This window comes from Variovorax sp. dw_954 (genome assembly GCF_018449755.1).
GTDB lineage: Bacteria > Pseudomonadota > Gammaproteobacteria > Burkholderiales > Burkholderiaceae_C > Variovorax.
The window spans coordinates 24725-43819 of the sequence record NZ_JAAVVD010000007.1 but is presented as its reverse complement, the minus strand read 5'-3'; the positions used below and the strand labels follow the sequence as shown (position 1 = coordinate 43819).

The 19095-nt window shown below is 67.6% G+C and carries 18 protein-coding genes; 9 read left to right on the top strand and 9 right to left on the bottom strand.

Going from position 1 to position 19095, the window contains the following annotated elements; all coding sequences use genetic code 11:
* Positions 1–36 precede the first annotated feature (36 nt).
* A complete protein-coding gene (locus HB681_RS13090) occupies positions 37–582 on the bottom strand; it encodes a DUF3455 domain-containing protein (RefSeq protein ID WP_213955266.1) in 546 nt (181 codons plus the stop codon).
* A gap of 188 nt (positions 583–770) precedes the next feature.
* On the opposite strand from HB681_RS13090, the gene HB681_RS13085 reads away from it, so the two are divergent.
* Genes HB681_RS13085 through HB681_RS13075 form a run of 3 tightly spaced genes read left to right on the top strand, consistent with a single transcriptional unit; the run spans position 771 to position 2871 of the window.
* Positions 771–1346: a sigma-70 family RNA polymerase sigma factor gene (locus HB681_RS13085; RefSeq protein WP_213955265.1), complete on the top strand. Its 576-nt coding sequence runs from the start codon at positions 771–773 to the stop codon at positions 1344–1346.
* A 13-nt stretch (positions 1347–1359) separates the two neighbouring features.
* Positions 1360–2112: an anti-sigma factor gene (locus HB681_RS13080; protein ID WP_213955264.1), complete on the top strand. Its 753-nt coding sequence runs from the start codon at positions 1360–1362 to the stop codon at positions 2110–2112.
* A gap of 6 nt (positions 2113–2118) precedes the next feature.
* Positions 2119–2871 (top strand): SGNH/GDSL hydrolase family protein, encoded by a 753-nt coding sequence (locus HB681_RS13075; RefSeq protein WP_345944670.1) that lies wholly within the window; start codon positions 2119–2121, stop codon positions 2869–2871.
* Positions 2872–2939: 68 nt separating this feature from the next.
* Here the strand turns inward: HB681_RS13075 and opgC are convergent, their stop codons facing one another.
* Entirely contained in the window at positions 2940–4055 is a 1116-nt protein-coding gene (opgC, locus tag HB681_RS13070; protein ID WP_213955263.1) for an OpgC domain-containing protein, read from the bottom strand.
* A gap of 132 nt (positions 4056–4187) precedes the next feature.
* Here opgC and HB681_RS13065 point away from each other — a divergent pair, with 132 nt between their 5' ends.
* Both HB681_RS13065 and HB681_RS13060 read left to right on the top strand, forming a co-directional pair.
* On the top strand, positions 4188–4847 hold the full coding sequence (locus HB681_RS13065) for a response regulator (RefSeq protein WP_213955262.1): 660 nt from the start codon (positions 4188–4190) through the stop codon (positions 4845–4847).
* Entirely contained in the window at positions 4844–6190 is a 1347-nt protein-coding gene (locus HB681_RS13060) for an ATP-binding protein (protein ID WP_213955261.1), read from the top strand. The genes HB681_RS13065 and HB681_RS13060 overlap by 4 nt, the downstream gene beginning before the upstream one ends.
* Positions 6191–6202: 12 nt before the next feature.
* Here HB681_RS13060 and HB681_RS13055 read toward each other — a convergent pair whose 3' ends face one another.
* Positions 6203–6988 (bottom strand): GDSL-type esterase/lipase family protein, encoded by a 786-nt coding sequence (locus HB681_RS13055; protein WP_213955260.1) that lies wholly within the window; start codon positions 6986–6988, stop codon positions 6203–6205.
* A gap of 185 nt (positions 6989–7173) precedes the next feature.
* Between HB681_RS13055 and HB681_RS13050 the strand changes: the two genes are divergently transcribed.
* The 3 genes from HB681_RS13050 to HB681_RS13040 all read left to right on the top strand — a co-directional run bounded on the left by HB681_RS13050 (position 7174) and on the right by HB681_RS13040 (position 12234).
* Positions 7174–8682, top strand: coding sequence for a DegQ family serine endoprotease (locus HB681_RS13050; RefSeq protein WP_213955259.1), 1509 nt, complete (start codon positions 7174–7176; stop codon positions 8680–8682).
* A 258-nt stretch (positions 8683–8940) separates the two neighbouring features.
* On the top strand, positions 8941–10404 hold the full coding sequence (locus HB681_RS13045; protein WP_213955258.1) for a rhomboid family intramembrane serine protease: 1464 nt from the start codon (positions 8941–8943) through the stop codon (positions 10402–10404).
* Between the two features lie 99 nt (positions 10405–10503).
* Positions 10504–12234, top strand: a complete 1731-nt coding sequence (locus HB681_RS13040) for a dipeptidase (protein WP_213955257.1) — start codon at positions 10504–10506, stop codon at positions 12232–12234.
* A gap of 13 nt (positions 12235–12247) precedes the next feature.
* Here the strand turns inward: HB681_RS13040 and HB681_RS13035 are convergent, their stop codons facing one another.
* From HB681_RS13035 to HB681_RS13015, 5 genes are all read right to left on the bottom strand, one after another.
* On the bottom strand, positions 12248–12799 hold the full coding sequence (locus HB681_RS13035) for a hypothetical protein (RefSeq protein ID WP_213955256.1): 552 nt from the start codon (positions 12797–12799) through the stop codon (positions 12248–12250).
* Positions 12800–12905: 106 nt separating this feature from the next.
* On the bottom strand, positions 12906–13766 hold the full coding sequence (locus tag HB681_RS13030) for a CoA ester lyase (protein ID WP_213955255.1): 861 nt from the start codon (positions 13764–13766) through the stop codon (positions 12906–12908).
* Positions 13767–13783: 17 nt separating this feature from the next.
* A complete protein-coding gene (locus HB681_RS13025) occupies positions 13784–14974 on the bottom strand; it encodes a CaiB/BaiF CoA-transferase family protein (RefSeq protein ID WP_213955465.1) in 1191 nt (396 codons plus the stop codon).
* An 11-nt stretch (positions 14975–14985) separates the two neighbouring features.
* Positions 14986–16146, bottom strand: coding sequence for an acyl-CoA dehydrogenase family protein (locus HB681_RS13020; protein WP_213955254.1), 1161 nt, complete (start codon positions 16144–16146; stop codon positions 14986–14988).
* A 32-nt stretch (positions 16147–16178) separates the two neighbouring features.
* Positions 16179–17033 carry a MaoC family dehydratase N-terminal domain-containing protein gene (locus tag HB681_RS13015; protein ID WP_213955253.1) on the bottom strand — a complete coding sequence of 285 codons (855 nt, stop codon included), beginning with the start codon at positions 17031–17033 and terminating at the stop codon, positions 16179–16181.
* Positions 17034–17135: 102 nt separating this feature from the next.
* Here HB681_RS13015 and HB681_RS13010 point away from each other — a divergent pair, with 102 nt between their 5' ends.
* Complete coding sequence (locus HB681_RS13010; RefSeq protein ID WP_213955252.1) at positions 17136–18065, top strand: LysR substrate-binding domain-containing protein; 930 nt, start codon at positions 17136–17138, stop codon at positions 18063–18065.
* Between the two features lie 25 nt (positions 18066–18090).
* Here HB681_RS13010 and HB681_RS13005 read toward each other — a convergent pair whose 3' ends face one another.
* Positions 18091–19002: a DUF3883 domain-containing protein gene (locus tag HB681_RS13005; RefSeq protein ID WP_213955251.1), complete on the bottom strand. Its 912-nt coding sequence runs from the start codon at positions 19000–19002 to the stop codon at positions 18091–18093.
* Positions 19003–19095 lie beyond the last annotated feature (93 nt).

The window sequence follows — 19095 nt, the reverse complement described above, 5'->3', positions numbered from 1 at the left end:
GGGTTTCGAACGAGCGGCAACCCGTCCGAACTGGCCCTACATCGCGCGATAGAAGATGTAGTCCGCCTGGTACTTCACCACCTGCTTCTCACCCATGTTGCCGCCCGCGCACGGCATTGCGGGCGCCACGCCGCCTTGCGTCGCCACGCGCTGGATGTAGCTCACGCCCTGCATCCTGCCGGTACCCGTCGCCGGGTTGGCCTTGACCAGCTGGTGGGGAATGTTGCCCGTGCCGTTCGGCGCCACGGCGACCTGGGTGGCGGTCACTTTCGAGCCGTCCATGGCTTCCCACGTGGCCGGCGGGCCGTAGTACTTGCCGACCTGGGCGCCCATGCGATCCATCAGCTTCGCATCCGGGCCGACGAAGACCCATTCGTGCTCGCCGGGCATGCTCGCCTTCACGCGGCATTCGTAGGTGATGTCGCCGGCGCCGACGGTTTCCATCGCCACCGCGTGGCCGGCGGGCACCTTGACGGCATCGGGCAGCATGGCCTGGGAATACATCGCGGGCTTGGCGCCCATGCCGGCGCAGGCGGCGAGGCTGACGGCGGCCACCAGAGGCAGGAGGGTGCGGAGTTGCATGATCGAGTCCTTCATGTTGAGAAAAGTGGTGACTGGCACGAGCGCGCCGCCGTTGTTTTGCGTCGTGTTCGCGGCCACCCATGTGAACTACGCACGCGCGAGGCAATCGGATTCACGGCCGCCTCTGAATCTGCAGGGGGATCAGGGCCGTATCCATGGCATGCGGCGCCATGCTCCACAATCCACCGATGACCCCTGCGAGCCCGGATGCCGAACTGATGGCACTGATCGACCGCGTCGGCCTGCACGACGAAGCGGCGCTGCGCCAGCTCTACGAGCGCGTGTCGCCGCGGCTGTTTGGCCTGGCCATGCGCGTGGTCCGCCAGCGCGAATGGGCAGAGGACGTGCTGCAGGAGACTTTCCTGACGATCTGGCGCGTGGCGGTCGATTACCGTGCCTCGCTGAGTCCGCCCATGGCCTGGATGGGTTTGATCGTGCGCAGCCGCGCGCTCGACATGCTGCGCAAGCGCACGGCCGACCGCAGCAAGGTCACCGACGAGTTCGACGAGACCATGGCCGAGACGATGGCCTCCGACGCGCCGACGCCGCAGGACCTGGCCGACGCCAGCGAACAGGCCTGGGCGCTGCACCAATGCCTGGGCCAGCTCGAAGGGCGACAGCGCGAAGTGGTGAGCCTGGCCTACCTGCGCGACCTGACGCATGGCGAACTGGCCGAGCAACTCAAGCTGCCGCTGGGCACCGTCAAGACCTGGATCCGGCGCGGCCTCGAGAAGCTGCGCAACTGCATGGCGCGCATCGCGTGAACGAGGGCTGCACATGAACATCGCCGCCCATCCCGAACTGCTGGACCTGCTGGCCGCGAACTATGCCGTGGGCACGCTTCGCGGCGGCGCCCGTCGCCGCTTCGAAGCCATGGCGCGCACGCAGGCGCCGGTGCGCGCGGCCGCGCTGATGTGGCAGGACCGGCTCGCCGGCATGGCCGAACTGCAACCATCGGTGGTGCCGGATGCCGTCGTGTGGACGCGCATCCACAACCTGATCGAGGCGGAGCGGGAAAGCGAAGCCATCGCACGCCAGCGCGCCGCAGCACCGGCACCTTCCGCGCCCGCTGGCGGCTGGCTGCGCAGCCTCGCGCTGTGGCGCGGCGCAAGCCTGGCGGGCGCGCTCGCCACCATCATCGCGGTGGTCGCCGGCCTCGACTTGCAGCGGCAACTGCAGACCACGCCCGCGGTGCAGTACGTGGCCGTTCTGGCCGACGACAAGGCCACCGCATCGATGCTCGTGACCTTCGACCCGAAGCGCAACCAGCTGGTGCTGCAGCGCCTCGGCAGCTATCAACCCGGCGCGGACAAGTCCCTGCAGCTCTGGGCGTTGCCGCCGGGTGGTGCGCCGCGCTCGCTGGGCGTGCTGGGCGACGGGCCGGCCTTGAAGCTCACGGCCACCGAAGCCAACCTGCGCGCCATCCCGGCTCTGGCCATCAGCCTCGAGCCGCGCGGCGGCGTGCCGAGCGAGCGCGGTCCGACGGGGCCGGTGCTGTTCCATGGGCCGTTGATTGAAAAGACTCTCTGAGCGTCCGTGAACACAAGCATCTCCCGCATGTCGGCCGGCGCGCACTGCGCGCCCCGCGCAGTCCTGGTCGCACTGGCGCTGTGCGGCGCGTTGGCCGCGCAGCTTGTGCAGGCGCAGGAAGCGCCCGCCACAGCCACTGCCACGACTGCCGAAGCCTCGGCGCGCGCTCGCTGGCAAAGCGAGCTGTCGGCCTTCGCCCAAGCTGACCGCGAACACCCGCCAGCGGCCGATGGCGTGGTGTTCGTGGGCAGTTCCACGATCCGCTTCTGGACGCACCTGGCGGCCGACTTTCCCGCGCAGCCCGCGATCCTCAACCGCGGCTTCGGCGGCTCCACCATGGCCGACTGCAGCCTGCTGGCGCGCGAACTGGTGGTGCGCCACAAGCCGCGCCAGGTGGTGGTCTATGCGGGCGACAACGACTTGGCCGAAGGGCAATCGCCATTGCAGGTGATGACGAGCCTTGCGCGCTTCATGGCCGCCGTGCGCGCCGAGCTTCCGGGTGCGCGCATCAGCTTCATCTCGGTCAAGCCGAGCCCCTCGCGTGCGACGCTGCTGCCGAAGATGCGCGAGACCAACGACATCGTGGCGGCGTACCTCCGAACCCAGGCCAACAGCGAATACATCGACACCTTCACGCCGATGCTCGGCGCCGACGGGCAACCGCGCGTGGAACTGTTTCGCGCCGACATGCTGCACATGAACGACGCCGGCTACCGCATCTGGCAGTCGGTGGTTGCGCCGCACCTGTTGCCGCCCTGAATCCGGGAGCAGGCGGCGACTTCTGCGAACCCTTTGCGACTTCTGCGTTCGGCTGCCCGCTCCCATCTTCAGGAACTTCGCCGCTCCCACCAGAGCGTGACGCGCGCCACGGCGTACAGCCACGCGAACACCACGGCGATCAGCACCGCGTCGCCCCACGCCGGCCGGGCCAACTGGTTGCTGCCATAGAAGGCGAGCGTCAGCAGCACCGCCAGCAGGTGGGCACAGAACACCGGCAAGGAGGCCGAGCCCATCGCTTCGAGCGGGCGCAGCCAGCGTCGCGGCAAGCGCTCGATCAAGCCAGGGCCGAAGCGCACCGCGAGCACGCCGAGCGCCGCCAGGTTGATGACCCGGAACGGCCCGAGTTGCCACTTGTCGAACAGCAGGTTCATGGCCACGTCGCCGCCGTACGGCGCCTGCCCGTCGTCGCCGAAATGGCGCCACGCGAAGCAGTACACCGCCACCGCGATGGACGGCACGACCACCCACCACGGGAAGTGCAACGGCCGGGCGTCGTGCGCCTGGCGCCCCATGCCGATCCACAAGCCGGTGAACCAGACGAACTGCCAGGCGAAAGTGTTGAACGACCCCATTTCCTCGTACGGCACCGACAGCCCGAACTCCCTCACGGCGAGCCCGTAGGCCCACTCGCTGAGCCCGAACTGCGCCATCGCCCATAGCGCGACGCTCGCCAGCATCACCAGCGCCCAGCCATGCCGCAACGCGTAGCCCAGCACCCAGGGGCTCAACAGCATGAAGAAGATGTACATCGGCAGGATGTCGAGCAGCGGCGGCTCGTAGACCAGCAGCAGCCCGCTCAGGAAGGCGTCGCGTGGCTGCGCGAGGTAGTACGAGACGAGGTCGGTCACGGCCGGCTGGTCGAAGCGCACGCCCAGGCCGGCAATCACGGTGAACAGCAGCAACAGGGTCGCGGCCTGCGCCAGCCACACCTTCAACGCCCGCCGCGCAAAGGCCCATCGCATCGCCGCGATGCCCTGGCGCTGCGCGAGGCGGCTGTAGACAAGGCCCGACACATAGGCCGACAGCAGCACGAATCCCTCGGCCGCCGAGACCCAGCCGAAAGGCTGCCCCAGCGGATCGGTCAGGCGCGACGGCAGGTGCGTGAGCGTCATCAGCACGAGCATCAGCCCGCGGAGGGCGTCGATTTCCCATTGACGCTTCATCGTGGTGACAGGCTGGAAAGGGCGTGGGCGCCAGAGGCAAAACGAGCGATGCTACAGGCTTCGCGAGTCGATTCAGCCCGGCTTAAGCGGCGAAAGGACAATCGAGCCTCCCCTCCCACATTCCGGACCACCATGCGCCTGCTGCTCGTAGAAGACGACACCATGATCGGCGAGGCGCTGCTCGACCTGCTGCGTAGCGAGAACTATGCGGTCGACTGGGTGCGCGACGGCGAGATGGCCGACACCGCCCTGCGCGCCCACACCTACGACCTGATGCTGCTGGACCTGGGCCTGCCGCGCCGCGACGGCATTGATGTGTTGCGCAGCCTGCGCGCGCGGCGCGACAGCGTGCCGGTGCTGATCGCCACGGCGCGCGATGCGGTCGGCGACCGCGTGGCCGGCCTCGACGCGGGCGCCGACGACTACGTGGTCAAGCCCTATGACATGACCGAGTTGCTGGCCCGCATCCGCGCATTGATCCGCCGCCGCGCCGGCCATGGCGAGCCGGTCTTCGCGCACAAGGGCGTGACGCTCAACCCTGCCACGAAAGTCGCCACACTCAACGGCCAACCGGTGACGCTCTCCGCGCGCGAATGGGCCGTGATCGAGCCGTTGATCGCGCGGCCCGGGGTGCTGCTGTCGCGTGCGCAACTGGAGGAAAAGCTCTACAGCTGGAAGGACGACATCAGCAGCAATGCCGTCGAGGTCTACATCCACGGCCTGCGCAAGAAGCTCGGCGCGGGGCTCATCCAGACCGTGCGCGGCCTCGGCTACATGGTGCCGCGCGAATGATGAACGCAACGCGCGGCGCCCATCACTCGCTGCGCGGTCGGCTGCTGCGCTTCGTGCTTGCGTCGATCCTGCTGGCCGGGCTCGGCCTGGGCATCACGACCTACCGCGGCGCCTTGCGCGATGCCGATGCGCTGTTCGACCTGCACCTGCAGCAGATGGCCCACACGCTGCGCGGCAGCACCATGCTCGGCACCACGGCCGATGGCGACTACGGCGAGGAAGGCTACGACGTTTTCGTGCAGATATGGGGACCGGACGGCACGCAGGTGTTCCGGTCCGCCCGCGCCGCGCTGCCGCCGCAGGCCGTGCTGGGTTTTTCCGACGCGACGGTGGACGGCACGCGCTACCGCGTCTATTCGCTGCAGACGCCGCTGCAGACCGTGCAGATCGCACAGGACATGGACGCGCGCCAGTCCCGCGCCAGGAGCCTGGCGCTGCGCGCGACGCTGCCGCTGGCGCTGATGGCGCCGTTGTTGATGCTGGCGGTCGGCTGGATCATCACGCGTTCGCTGGCGCCGGTGAAGCGCATGCAGCGCGAGGTCGCGGGCCGGGCCGACGATGACCTCTCGCCCCTGCCCGAGCAGGGCTTGCCCGACGAGGTGCGGCCGCTGGTGCGAGAGTTGAACCTGCTGTTCCGGCGCGTCAGCGGCGCCTTCGAAGCGCAGAAGAACTTCGTGGCCGACGCGGCGCATGAACTGCGCTCACCGCTCACCGCGCTCAAGCTGCAGGCCGAGTCGCTGCGCCGCGCCGGCGACGAGGCCAGCCGTGAGCAGGCCACGGTGCGCCTGCAACAGGGTATCGACCGCTCGATCCGGCTCGTTGGCCAGTTGCTCGCGCTGGCGCGGCAAGAGACGACGACGACGCCGGCCGATGACCCGCGCCAGTCGATCGACGTGGAGACCCTGGTCGCCGAAGCCATCGCCGCCGTGCTGCCGCAAGCGCAGCAGCGCGACATCGACGTCGGACTGGCCGCGTCGGTGCCCGCGCAGGTGAAGGGCCAGCCTGCCGCGCTGCACATCCTGCTCGGCAACCTGCTCGACAACGCGGTGAAGTACACGCCGGTGAACGGACGCGTCGACGTGAGCATCGCGTCGGAAGCCGATGGGACAACGGTGCTGCGCGTGGAAGACAGCGGCCCCGGCATTCCGGAAGCGGACCGCGACCGCGCCTTCGACCGCTTCTACCGCGCGGCCGGCGTCGAGGCCAGCGGCAGCGGCTTGGGCCTGGCGATCGTGCAGGCGATTGCGCAGCGCCACGGCGCCACGGTGGAGCTTGCGAAGTCGGATCGGCTGGGCGGCTTGAAAGTGAGCGTGTCGTTTCCGGCCGCGGCGCCGGCCGCCTGAGGCCGCTTCCTGTCAGCCCAGCAGGAACTGGTCGAGCGGATCGCGCAGGCGATTCTTCGCGATCCGCTTGAAGCCCTTCGGCGTCGGGTGCAGTTCGTTGGCCAACCACTGCTCGTCGGTCGAGCCGGGAGCCTCCGGCAGTTCGCCCGCCGTCAGGACCGCGACGAGTGGTCCCAGCGAAGCCTCCTTCGCCAGTTCGACTTGCGCCAGGTGCAGCTTGTTCACCAGGCTCTTGAACACGTCGCGCCGCAGTTGCTCGGGCACCTGGGCGATGTCCATCGGCACCTTGAGCCATTTGCCGGGGCCGAAGAAACCCTGGCCTGTCGGCCATGCGTTGTCGTAGTTATGCATGACGACGGGTGCCGTCTTGTTGTGCGCACGGAAGCGCACGATGACCTCGCGGTACGCGTTCATGATGCCGGTGATCACTGCGTCGGGCTGAACGAGTGCGAAGCAATCTTTCACCGTGGTCGCGGCGCTGCAATTGGTGTTGAGCAAGCGCAGGAAGTCGTCCTGCCCCGCAACGTCGTTGCCGCCGCCGCTGAGCATCAGGACCTTGCAACCGCGTGCGTACATGTCGAAGCCCAGGTTGATCGTCTTGCGCATGCCTTGCGACCACTCCGCTGCCTCGGCGCCATTGCGACCGATGACGACGAAGCTCTCCGACGCGAACAACGCGCCGATCTCGGTCGCGAGGTTGTCGATCGGGTACCACCACCATGAGTCCCCGATCATCAGGACCGAGCCGGGTGCGCCCGCCTGCAGGGCGGTGTGAACTCCCCAGAAGACGTTTGACATCGGGTCTACCTCCTCGCGTTGAATGTTTCTCGAATTCGTCGCAAGCCACTCTATCCATGGCCTGCGTGGTCCCCATCCCTCTTCGTGGGGAGGCAACACGCGCATGCGGGCAAGGCGTTCCGGTTAAGCCCCTTCTAAGCCAGCCTCTCCAACATTGCGTCATCCACTTCACAAGGACTGACCCCATGCGACTCGAATCCCTCACCCCTACCCGCCTGATGCTGGCACTCGTGACGGCGGGCGTCATCGGCGGCGCCAGCGTCTCGGCGCTCGAAGGGACCCACGCCATTGCGGCAACGCCACCGGTGGCCACGGCGACCACCACCACCGGCATTCCGGTGGCGTTGCCCGACTTCTCGCAGATCACCGCGCAGAACGGCCCGGCGGTGGTGAACATCAGCGTGGTCGGCACGCGCACCGCCGACGAAACGGCGAGCAGCGACGACGGCAACCCGTTTGCCGATGGCGATCCGTTCGGCGAGTTCTTCAAGCGCTTCGGCGTGCCGGGCATGCAGCAACCCGGCAGGCGCGGCCAGCGTGGCGCGCCCTCGCAGCCCGAGGGCCAGACCGTGCGCGGCCAGGGCTCCGGCTTCATCGTGAGCGCGGACGGCATCATCCTGACCAATGCGCACGTGGTGAAGGGCGCCAAAGAGGTGACGGTCAAGCTCACCGACCGGCGCGAACTCAAGGCCAAGGTGCTGGGCGCCGACCCCAAGACCGACATCGCGGTGCTCAAGGTCGAGGCCAGGAACCTGCCGGTGGTCAAGCTCGGCAGTGTCGAGGACCTGAAGGTCGGCGAATGGGTGCTGGCCATCGGCTCGCCCTTCGGCTTCGAGAACACGGTGACGGCCGGCGTGGTGAGCGCCAAGGGCCGCTCGCTGCCGGATGACAGCGCGGTGCCCTTCATCCAGACCGACGCGGCGGTGAATCCCGGCAACTCGGGCGGCCCGCTGTTCAATGCGCGCGGCGAGGTCGTGGGCATCAACTCGCAGATCTACAGCCGCACCGGCGGCTACCAGGGCGTGTCCTTCGCGATCCCGATCGACCTGGCCAGCAAGATCGAGAAGCAGATCGCCGCGACGGGCAAGGTCGAGCATGCGCGGCTGGGCGTGTCGGTGCAGGAGGTCAACCAGACGCTGGCCGATTCCTTCAATCTCGACAAGCCTGAAGGCGCGCTGATCGCGAACGTCGAGAAGGGTGGGCCCGCCGACCAGGCCGGCCTGCAGACAGGGGACGTGATCCGCAAGGTCGACGGCAAGCCGATCGTCTCCTCGGGCGACCTGCCGGCGGTGATCAGCATGGCGATGCCGGGCTCGAAGGTGCAACTCGACATCTGGCGCAAGGGCAGCGCCGAGACGATCACGGCCAGGCTCGGCAATGCCAACGACAAGGCCGAGAAGGTCGCGAGCACGAAGGATGCGGCCGACCAGGGCAAGCTGGGCCTCGCATTGCGCCCCCTGCAGCCGGACGAGCGGCGCGAAGCCGGGGTCGACAACGGCCTGGTGGTCGAGGCCGCGCGCGGACCGGCTGCCATGGCTGGCGTGCAGGCCGGCGACGTGCTGCTGGCGGTCAACGGCACGCCGGTGCGCAGCGTGGACCAGGTCAAGGACGTGATGAGCAAGTCGCCGAAGTCGGTGGCCTTGCTGGTGCAGCGCGGGGACGACAAGATCTTCGTGCCGGTGCGGATCGGCTGACGGCGGTTGCAGGGGTGGGCCGAGGGGCGACGGGTAGCCCCTTCCGCGAATGTCCCCCGGCCTGCGGCCTCCTCCTTTATTTCGCTGCAGGGGCTACCCGCCGCCCCTCGGCCTGGGCACGGTCGGGCTTCATCGCGACACTCCAAGCGCCCCGGTATCCTCAGAGCCACCGGAACACGGCAAGACTGCCAAAAAACGCACGTCGCAGAACTGTCACAGATTGTTAGATAGCGGCGCGGTTTCGGCTACGCTCCTGCTGTGTTCTATGCAATCCCCCTCGAAAGCAAGCCGACCTGGCGCAACCCGCCATGGCTCACGCTGCTGTTGATCCTCGTCAACGTTGCGATCTTCTTCGGCCCGCAACGCACGCAGGAGAAAGCCGAGCAGCGCGCCACCGCCTACTACCTCTCCACACCGCTGGCCGACTGGGAGCTTCCGCCCTTCGTCACTCACCTGGAGCAGACCGGCAGCCGCTTCGCGAAGCAGGCGCGCGAGGTGTTGCGCCGCGGGGAACAGCGCGGCGAACTGGTGCAGTTGATGCACACGGAGCGCAAGTTCGAGACGCGGCTTCGCGCCGACAAGGTCATCCTCGCGGACGACCCGCGCCATGACGAATGGAAGGCCCTGCGCGCGGACTACGAACGCATGCTGCCCGCGCCCTTCACCGACCGCTGGTCACTGGATTTCGCCGATGGCGCGGCGCCGCAACCGCTCACCTGGCTGACATCGGCCTTCCTGCACGCCAGCGCCAGCCATCTCATCGGCAACATGGTGTTCCTGTTCCTGTTCGGCTTCACCGTCGAACTGGCGCTGGGCCGCGCCACCTACCTGGGCTTCTATGTGCTGGGCGCGCTGGGCGCCTCGGCCATGGCGATGTGGGCCTATGGCGGGCGCGGCGGCTACGGATTGGGCGCCTCGGGCGCGATCGCGGCCTTGATGGCGATGTATGCGCTGATCTACAAGCTGCGCCGCATCCGGTTCTTCTACCAGTTCTTCTTCTACTTCAACTACATCACCGCGCCGGCGCTGATCCTGCTGCCGATCTGGATGGTCAACGAGTTCGTGCAGCACGTTACCGGCCACACCGGTGTCGGCTACATGACCCACCTCGGCGGATTGCTCACCGGCACGTTGTTGATGCTGCTGTGGCCGGCGGCGCGGCGCAGCAAGCCGGTGGTGGCGCCGGTGGCGCCGCCAGATCCGTTCCATGACCACGTCGAGCGTGCCACGCAGTTCAGCGCGCGGCTGCAGTTCGACCGCGCTGCCGTCGAATGGGCAGCCGCTGCCAGGCTGAGGCCGGAAGACCAGCCCACGCTGCGCGCGTTCTTCAACACCGCGCGCCTGCATCCTTCGAGCAACGCCTTCCACCGCGCGGCCAAGCAGATCTTCCGCTTGAAGGACGGCAGCGAGGCCGCGGTCGAATTCCAGCACGAGAGCTACAAGGTCTACCTCGACCAGGCCAAACCGTCGGTGCGGCTGAAACCGCGCGACATGGGCCGGCTGGCGGTACGCTTTGCCCGCGGCGGACACATGGACGATGCGCGCCGGCTGTGCCAGGCGCTGTTGTCCAGTGCGCCGGATGACGGCGCGACCGTGGAGGCGCTGACCATGGTCGCCTCTTGCGAATGGCACGCCGGCCAGCGCGAACAGGCGCTGAACTGGCTGCCGCAATTGCAGAAGCTGGCGCCGGCCCATCCGGTGACCCGCATGCTCGTCGCTTGAGTGCGGCATTGGCCAGTTACAGGGCACCAAGGCAGGTGCGACGTGCGGCCCTGGTTCTGGATGCATCATTGCGACTAAAACATTCAGCGGAGCATCGTCATGAAGCAAATCGCCCTCCTCCCACTCGGCCTTGCGCTGGCGCTCGCGGCCTCGGCAACGATGGCCGACACGATCAAGAAGCCCGGGCTCGACAAGCTCGCCGCCTCGCAACAAGCCTCGCCTTCGACCGACTTCAACGCATTCCTCGACGCGGCAGCCAAGGCCGACCCGTCCCTCCAGCCTGCCGTCGATGCGTACCGCAAGAAGGCCCCGCTCGCCGGTGACGACCTCACGAACATCGGCCGCCTGCTCGGGCTCTACAACCGGCTGCGCAACCACGACGCGGTGATTGCCGCCACGGCGCGCATGGTCGCGATCCCGACGGTGCGCGACGACAAGATCCCGCCGCACGAGAGCAAGGCCATCATCGAGTTCGGCACCCTGGTCGAAGGCATGGCCCGTGACTTCGACCTGCAGTTCCGCAACGTCGACAACCGCATCTTCGAAGTCAAGCTGCCCGCCAACACGGCTTCAGCCGGCGGGGAGTTCGGCATCCTCACGCACGCCGACGTGGTGCCGGTCGTGGCCGACGAATGGGTGCTGGACGACGGCACCAGGCTCGACCCCTTCAAGCTCACGCGCGTGGGCGACTACCTCTATGGCCGCGGCACCATCGACGACAAGGGCTCGATCGCGGCCGTGCTGTTCGCGATGAAGACCGTGAAGGACAGCGGCCTGCCGCTGGATCGCACCATCCGCCTCATGATCGAGACCACCGAGGAAGGCGATGGCAGCGCGATGAAGTACTACCGCGCCAGGAATCCGCTGCCCGACTACAACATCGTGCTCGACAGCAAGTACCCGGCCGTGGTGGCTGAGAAGGGCACCGGTGCGTTGAAGGTGTTCTTCCCGGCCGAGCCCACCGACGGCACGACGACCACGATCGTTGCCATGGCCGGCGCGGCGATCGCCAACACGGTCCCGCAGACCGCGACCGCGAAGCTGAAGGGCGGCGACCTGGCGACCGTCGCCGCGAAACTGAACGCCGCCAAGGCCGCCTTCATCCAGAAATACGAAAGCCAGGGCGGCAAGTTCGCGATCGATGTCGCGCAGGGTGCCGACAGCGTGGACGTGAAGGTCACCGGTGTCTCCGCCCACGGCTCGCGTCCCGAGGAAGGCGTGAACCCGCTGCCACGCCTGGCGTTGTTCCTGCAGGAGTCCGGCGTGCCGCTGACGAACAACCACTACGCGAAGGCGGCGAAGTACCTGGTCGACCTCTACGGCACCGGCTACCTCGGCGAGAAGATGGGCCTCGGCTACAAGGACGACTTCATGGGCCCCTTGACCTTCTCGCCCAACCTCATCCGCGAGAACGACGGCAAGCTCGAAGTCACGGCCAACGTGCGCATGCCGCGCGGGCGCACGCCCGAGGAACTCCAGAAGGCCGTCACCGCCAAGGTCGACGCCTGGGCCGCGACCAACACCGCGAAGCTCACCATCGACTACAACCAGGGCGACTGGATGGCGCGCGACCCCAAGGGTGCGTGGCTCTCCACGCTGCTCAACATCTTCGGCGACACCACCGGCCTCGAGGCCAATCCCGTGCCCACCGCCGGCAGCACCACGGCCAAGCTGATGCCCAATGCCATCAACTTCGGCCCGGCCATGCCCGGCAAGAAATACACGGCGCACAACGCCAAGGAATTCAAGGAAGTGGCCGACCTGGACGCCGACATGCAGATGTTCACCGAGATGCTCGTGCGCATCGGGAACCTGAAGCAGATGCAGTAGGCGACGGCTCGGCTCACGCCTGGCCTGCGGGCTCCGGCAACCCGGGCAGTTCGCGCACCTGGCCGTCGCCGATGAACGCGCCGCCCACCAGCATCCGGAAAACCGCATCTCGCTGGAACCTCGGCAATGCCAGGGCCGGTGCCAGGAACTCGATCTGCACGGGATGCGACTTGCCGCGCCGCACGGTCTCGCCGGGGCGGACGAACCAGCGTGCGGAGAAGCCGTCGTTGCCGACGACGAGTGCGCAACGGTGCTCGCCGACTGCCACCGGCACGTCCTCGCTGGGCACCGATGCGGCGCGCAAGGTGAGATCGACCCGCGCATGCGCATGGAAGGTCTCGGGCCCGCCGAAGGTCTGCGGCTCGGGCGCGGGTGGACGGCGCATGCGGGCAATCAACCACCCGATGATGTTGCCGACGATCGGCAGCCACAGCAGCATCAGCAAGGTCCCGATGTCGCGCAGCATCGAACCCTGCGCCGCGAACTGCCGCAGCAGCGCACCTCCCACGGCCACGCACAGCAGGACGATCACGATCAGCTTGCGCCGGGACTGGATGGTTGTCATGCCCGGATCGTATAGGGCGCGAACTGGGCCTGGCCGGCGGTCTCGGACAAGGACTCGGGCTGAACCGGGCCACCGACCTCGACAAGAGGGGCGGGCTCCCTGTGGGTCAGGACCCGGCGCTGCTGGAGTCCGCAGCCCGCGCCATGGTGCGGCGCGCCTGCAGCACGACCGGCAGATCCACCATGTGGCCATCCAGTTGCACGGCCGCTCCCTCTGCCGCGGCATCGGCGGCGATCACGCGGCGTGCCCATTCCAGTTCCTCCTCCGTCGGGGCCAGCGCCTGGTGGAGCACGGCCACCTGGCGCGGGTGGATGCAGAGCTTGCCGCCGAAGCCGTAGCGCAGTGCGCGCCGGGCATCGGCGCGCAACCGGGCTTCGTCGTCGATCTGCACCGTCACGCCGTCGATGGCGGGTGCAAGACGGTTCAAGCGCGTGGCGATGGCGACCGCGAAGCGCAGCGGCGCGAGTTCGCTTTCCGAGTCGTCGCACTGGATGCCGGTATCGGCCATGAAGTCGATGTGCCCGACCGCGACCCTCAGCACACCGGCCGCGGCGGCCAGTGAAGGAAGGGCGGCATAGCCTGCCGCGCTCTCGATGATCGGCAATGTGGCGATGCCGTCCAGGCGCGCATGCACGCCAGCGAGCACCTGTGGCGATTCGGCCTTGGGCACCATGACGGCGGCAGGCGCCGGGCGCAATCCCTTCAACCATGCCAGGTCGTCTTCACCCGCTGCCGTGTCGGATGGGTTGATGCGTACGACCCATGGCACGTCGCAGTCCTGCAGCAGCGCCCACTCGCGTTCGATGGCGGCGCGAGCCGACGCCTTGTCCGCGGCAGGTACGCTGTCCTCCAGGTCCAGGACGACGGCGTCGGCGCCGCTGCGCGCGGCCTTCTGGAAACGCTCCGGCCGGTTGCCCGGCACGAACAGCAGGCTGCGCGCCTGGGCGCAGCGTTTCAGGTGATTCATGGATGTCACCCGTTCTCCTAGATGGCTTTGGCGCTTCGCATCGTCTCGATCGCGTCCGGACTGAAGCCCAGTTCCGCGAGGATCGATGCGGTGTGTTGACCGAGTGCGGGCACGGCGTCCATGCGCGGCGAAAAGGCTTCGCTCTGGCCGGGCGGCAGCAGCGAAGGAACTGGTCCTGTCGGCGTCTCTACCTGGGTCCAGCGTCCACGCGCCTGCAGCTGGGCATGGTTCCACACGTCCCGCATGTCGTTCATGTGTGCGTTGGCGATCTGCGCCTCGTCGAGGCGCGCAATCACCTGCTCGGCGCTGAGCGGCGCAAAAGTCTCCACGATGAGGGCACGCAGTGCCTGCCTTGCCGCCGTGCGCTTCGAGTTCGACGCGAATCGTTCGTCCGTTGCGAGTTCCGGCTGTTGCAGCACGACGCGGCAGAAGGCCTCCCACTCGCGCTCGTTCTGCAGGCCCAGCATCACGGTCTTGCCGTCCCCAGTCGGGAACGGGCCGTAGGGAAAGATGGTCGCGTGCGCGGCACCGGCGCGCGGCGGCGGCGCCGCGCCGTCGAAGGCGTAGTAGAGCGGGTAGCCCATCCACTCGACCATGCTTTCCAGCATCGAGACGTCGATGCGGCAGCCCTGGCCGGTTCGGCCACGCTGGATGAGCGCCGACAGGATGTTGGTGTAGGCGTACATGCCCGCCGCGATATCGGCGATGGAACAGCCGGCCTTCGCGGGCTCGTCCGGCGAGCCGGTGATCGACAGGAAGCCCGACTCGCTCTGGATCAGCAGGTCATAGGCTTTCTTGTCGCGGTACGGGCCCTTGTTCCGGGGGTCGTCGCCGTAGCCCGAGATGTCGCAGACGATGAGCCGCGGGTGCTTCTCGCACAGGGCCTCGTACGACAGGCCGAGGCGCGCCGCCGCACCCGGGGCCAGGTTCTGCACCAGCACATCCGCGCCGTCGATCAGCCTGGCCAGCACATCCTTGGCCTGCGGCTGCTTGACATCGAGCGTGAGGCTTTCCTTGGAGCGGTTGGTCCAGACGAAGTGCGATGCCATGCCGCGCACGCGCTCGTCATAGGCGCGCGCGAAATCGCCGCTGCCGGGCCGCTCGACCTTGATGACGCGCGCGCCGAGGTCGGCCAGTTGCCGCGTGCAGAAGGGCGCCGCGATGGCGTGCTCCAGCGTGACGACGGTGATCCCGTCGAGGGGTCGCATGGTCGGGTTCATCAGAAGGATCGCGGCAGGCCCAGCAGGTGCTCGGCCACGTACGAAAAGATCAGGTTGGTCGAGATCGGCGCGACCTGGTACAGGCGCGTCTCGCGGAACTTGCGCTCGATGTCGTATTCGTTGGCGAAGCCGAAGCCGCCATGCGTCTGCATGCAGACGTTGGCCGCCTCCCACGAGGCCTTGGCAGCGAGGTACTTCGCCATGTTGGCTTGCGCGCCACAGGGCTGGTTGGCGTCGAACAGTTCGGCCGCCCTGAAGCGCATGAGGTTGGCCGCCTCGATCTCGATGAACGCGTCCGCGATCGGGAACTGCACGCCCTGGTTCTTGCCGATGGGCCGGTCGAACACGATGCGTTCGTTGGCGTACTTGGTGGCCCGGTCGATGAACCAGTAGCCGTCACCGATGCACTCGGCCGCGATCAGCGTGCGCTCGGCGTTCAGGCCGTCGAGGATGTACTTGAAGCCCCTGCCTTCCTCGCCGATGAGGTTCTCCTCGGGGATCTCGAGGTTGTCGAAGAACAGCTCGTTCGTCTCGTGGTTCACGAGGTTGGGAATGGGCCGCACGCTCATGCCGTTGCCGATGGCGTGCTTCAGGTCGACGATGAAGATCGACATGCCTTCGGACTTCTTCTTGACCTCGGCCAGCGGCGTGGTGCGGGCCAGCAGGATCATCAGGTCGGAATGCTGCACGCGCGAGATCCAGACCTTCTGGCCGTTGACGACGTAGCGGCCGTCCTTCTTCACGGCGGTGGTCTTGATCTTGGTGGTGTCGGTGCCGGTAGTCGGCTCGGTGACGGCCATGGACTGGATGCGCAGCTTGCCCGCGGCGATGGGCGGCAGGTACCTGTCCTTCTGCGCCTTGCTGCCGTTGCGCAGCAGCGTGCCCATGTTGTACATCTGGCCGTGCACGGCGCCGGAGTTGCCGCCGCTGCGGTTGATCTCTTCCATGATCACGGTCGCGGCGGTCAGTCCCAGGCCGGTGCCGCCGTATTCCTCCGGGATCATGGCGGCGAGCCAGCCGGCTTCCATCAGGGCGTCGACGAACTTCTCGGGGTAGGCGCGCTGCGCGTCGACCTTGCGGAAGTATTCGTCGAGGAACTGCGAGCACAGGTGGCGCACGGCATCGCGGATTTCCTGGTGCTCGTCGGCTTCGTTCAACATGAATCGTCTCCTTGAATGTTGTTCATTGATGTTCAGGCGAGGGTCGCGCTGGCTTCCATCGCCAGCGCGCCATCGGTGTGCTGGGCCCAGAGCTGCACGGTGCGGCCGTCTTCGCTGCGGCGGCCGCAGACCTGGAAGGGCGTGAGGTCGAAGGTCGGCTTCACGGCCCGGAAGGTGAAGCGGGCCACCGTGGCGTCGGGCAGGTTGCGGCGCAGCAGGTCGAGCAGCAGCGTCGCGATCAGCGGGCCGTGCACGATGAGGCCCGGATAGCCTTCGACTTCGGTGACATAGCGGCGGTCGTAGTGGATGCGATGGCCGTTGAAGGTCAGCGCCGAATAGCGGAACAGCAGCACGTCGTCGGGCTGGATGGTGCGCACCCACTCGTGTTCTGCGGGCGCGGCCTGAACGGGCGGCACCGGGTCGCCGGGCTTCGGGTTGTCGCGGTAGACGATGTCGTGCTCCTCGACGATCGCCACGCCTTGCTCGTCGGAGATCTCGTGGTGCGCGCGCACGAACACCAGCGAGCCGCTGCGCCCTTCCTTGCCGCTCACATCGGCGATGCGCGAATCGCGCCGGATGCTGCTGCCTACCGCCAGCGGGCGCAGGAAGTCGATGCGGCTGCCCGCCCACATGCGACGCGGCAATGGCACCGGCGGCAGGAAGCCGCCACGCTTCGGATGGCCGTCGACCCCGATCTCCGATTGCCGCTGCATCGGCAGGAAGTACAGCCAGTGCCAGCACGGCGGCACCGGGTCGCCCGCATGCGGCGCCGCGTCGTCGCGGTCCAGCGTGGCGGAGAGCCCCTGCACCGGCGCCGCCGTGGCGATGTCGGTGCGTGATTCGGTGCGGCCGATCCAGCTGCGCAGGTGTTCGATGTCGATGGTCATCCAGGGTCTCCGATGTGTTCTTGTGGCCGTCAATTCTGGTTGGCGTGGCGCTATTTGTGAAATACATTGTCAGCCTACGCGCTAGACGAGGAACACATAGCCATGGAACTGCGCCAGCTGCGCTACTTCGTCGGGGTTTGCGAGGCCGGCAGCCTGTTGCAGGCGGCCAGCCGGCTGCATGTGGCGCAGCCTGCGCTCGGCCAGCAGATTGCGGCGCTGGAACATGAAGTGGGCGGCAAGCTGTTCGAGCGTTCCAGCCGCGGCATGGCGCTGACCGAGGCCGGGCGCGTCTTCCTGGAACATGCACGCGTGGTGCTGGCCGACGTGGAGCGTGCGCGCCTGTCGGTGCGCGACGCCAACGCCGTGCCGCGCGGCGACGTCGCCATCGGCCTGCCCACGACCATCGCGCTGCTGGTGACGGTGCCGCTGCTGAAGGCCTGCCGCGAGCGGCTGCCGCACGTTCGGCTGAAGGTGGTCGAGGCTTACAGCGGCTTCCTGAGCGAATGGCTGCGAGGTGGACGGCTCGACCTGGCGATCCTCTTCGGCGATGCGTCGGAGCCCACGCTGGCCAAGCGCGCGCTGCTGGAAGAACGGCTGGCGCTGGTGACCCATGCCAATGGACCGCGTACCGCTGCGCGCATCTCGCTGGCCAAGGTGGCGGCCCATCCCCTGGTGCTGCCCGGCCGCGAGCACGGGCTGCGCCGCATCATCGACCAGGCGTGTGCTGCGGCATCGATCGAACTCGACGTGATCGCCGAGATCGAATCGCTGACGAGCGTGAAGAAGGCGGTCGAGGCGGGCATCGGCAGCACCATTCTTTCGATGTCTTCGGTCGCCGAAGAAGTGGCGGCCGGAAAGCTGCGCGCCGCCACCATCACCGATGAAGGCATGACGCGGCGCGTGGTGTGTGCGACCAATTTCGCACGCCCTTCAACGCCGGCCGCCGCGGCGGTCATTGCGCTGGCGATGGAACTGATCCAGCAGATGGTGAAGTCCGGCGCATGGCCGGCGCGCTGGATCGAGAAGGTGTAAATCCTTCTGCCGGTGGTGGGCCGATCTACAACTCCAGCCCGGGTGCCTTGTCGACCTCTTCGGGCTTGTATATCTTGTGCTGCGCCGCCGGCCCGATCGCATCCGTGACCACGACCATGCGCCAGGGATCGCCCTTCTTTGCGCAGGTTCGTTCCTCGTCCGTCAGCTTGAACGTCTTCACCCCCGGCGCGGTGCCCTTCACCGCGAGCTTGAGCAAGGTCTTGCCCTTCTTGTCCGTCACTTCGATGTCGTAGCCCAGCTTCTGGCTGGACACGTTCTCGGGCTTGTAGCCGTAGCCCGCGAAATGCTTCGTCAGATATTCGATCGCGGCCGCGTGCACCGATTCCGGGGTGATGTCGCCGGAGGGGACTGCCTGCACCGCGACGGGCGGAACACTGCCACGCGCCCGTGCGGCCTTCACTTCATCTTCGTTCGGCAGCCACCCGCGCGGGCCGCGCACCAGCACCGCCACCTTCTCGTCGGCATCCCACGCGGCTACATGCCATTCCTGCTCGTCCTGCACGCGCACCGACACCTTGGCGGCCTTGTCGGTCTCCAGGCCGGCGATGGCGACCCGATTGGTCTGCAGCACGGCCCGCACGCTGAGGCCCAGGTCCAATGAACGCTTGAGCAGTTGCAGCCGGTCCTTGGCGCGTTGCGATTGCAAGGCGGTCCGCTCGCCGCCGCCGCCCAGCCGGTGGTGCGTGTCCAGCGACTCCAGGTAGAACCAGCGCCCGCCGGCGCCGACGCTCACGAACTCGGCCCAGATCGTGATGATGACGTTGTCGCCCGATGCGAGCCAGGCCTGGTCGGACGCTTTCTCGCGCGCATCGAACACGCCCATCCTGGAGATGATGTCCACGGGCGTGCGTTTCTCGCCCGTCAGGCGCTTTTCATTGATGACCGCGATGACCGCGGGGTCGACTTCTTTGTCCATGGGGAATGACTGGCTTGAATGGGGGGACGCGGCCACGACAGCGGGCCGCCCGGACGCGTATTGTCGCGGGCCAGCGTCACTTTCCAACGTGAC

Bases quoted from the DNA above. Each gene is read 5' to 3' on its own strand.
- HB681_RS13090 (WP_213955266.1), bottom strand. From the start codon at position 582: ATGCAACTCCGCACCCTCCTGCCTCTGGTGGCCGCCGTCAGCCTCGCC.
- HB681_RS13020 (WP_213955254.1), bottom strand. From the start codon at position 16,146: ATGTTGAACGAAGCCGACGAGCACCAGGAAATCCGCGATGCCGTGCGC.
- HB681_RS13035 (WP_213955256.1), bottom strand. From the start codon at position 12,799: ATGACAACCATCCAGTCCCGGCGCAAGCTGATCGTGATCGTCCTGCTG.
- HB681_RS13030 (WP_213955255.1), bottom strand. From the start codon at position 13,766: ATGAATCACCTGAAACGCTGCGCCCAGGCGCGCAGCCTGCTGTTCGTG.
- HB681_RS13080 (WP_213955264.1), top strand. From the start codon at position 1,360: ATGAACATCGCCGCCCATCCCGAACTGCTGGACCTGCTGGCCGCGAAC.
- HB681_RS13055 (WP_213955260.1), bottom strand. From the start codon at position 6,988: ATGTCAAACGTCTTCTGGGGAGTTCACACCGCCCTGCAGGCGGGCGCA.
- opgC (WP_213955263.1), bottom strand. From the start codon at position 4,055: ATGAAGCGTCAATGGGAAATCGACGCCCTCCGCGGGCTGATGCTCGTG.
- HB681_RS13050 (WP_213955259.1), top strand. From the start codon at position 7,174: ATGCGACTCGAATCCCTCACCCCTACCCGCCTGATGCTGGCACTCGTG.
- HB681_RS13015 (WP_213955253.1), bottom strand. From the start codon at position 17,033: ATGACCATCGACATCGAACACCTGCGCAGCTGGATCGGCCGCACCGAA.
- HB681_RS13005 (WP_213955251.1), bottom strand. From the start codon at position 19,002: ATGGACAAAGAAGTCGACCCCGCGGTCATCGCGGTCATCAATGAAAAG.
- HB681_RS13085 (WP_213955265.1), top strand. From the start codon at position 771: ATGACCCCTGCGAGCCCGGATGCCGAACTGATGGCACTGATCGACCGC.
- HB681_RS13065 (WP_213955262.1), top strand. From the start codon at position 4,188: ATGCGCCTGCTGCTCGTAGAAGACGACACCATGATCGGCGAGGCGCTG.
- HB681_RS13040 (WP_213955257.1), top strand. From the start codon at position 10,504: ATGAAGCAAATCGCCCTCCTCCCACTCGGCCTTGCGCTGGCGCTCGCG.
- HB681_RS13025 (WP_213955465.1), bottom strand. From the start codon at position 14,974: ATGCGACCCCTCGACGGGATCACCGTCGTCACGCTGGAGCACGCCATC.
- HB681_RS13060 (WP_213955261.1), top strand. From the start codon at position 4,844: ATGATGAACGCAACGCGCGGCGCCCATCACTCGCTGCGCGGTCGGCTG.
- HB681_RS13010 (WP_213955252.1), top strand. From the start codon at position 17,136: ATGGAACTGCGCCAGCTGCGCTACTTCGTCGGGGTTTGCGAGGCCGGC.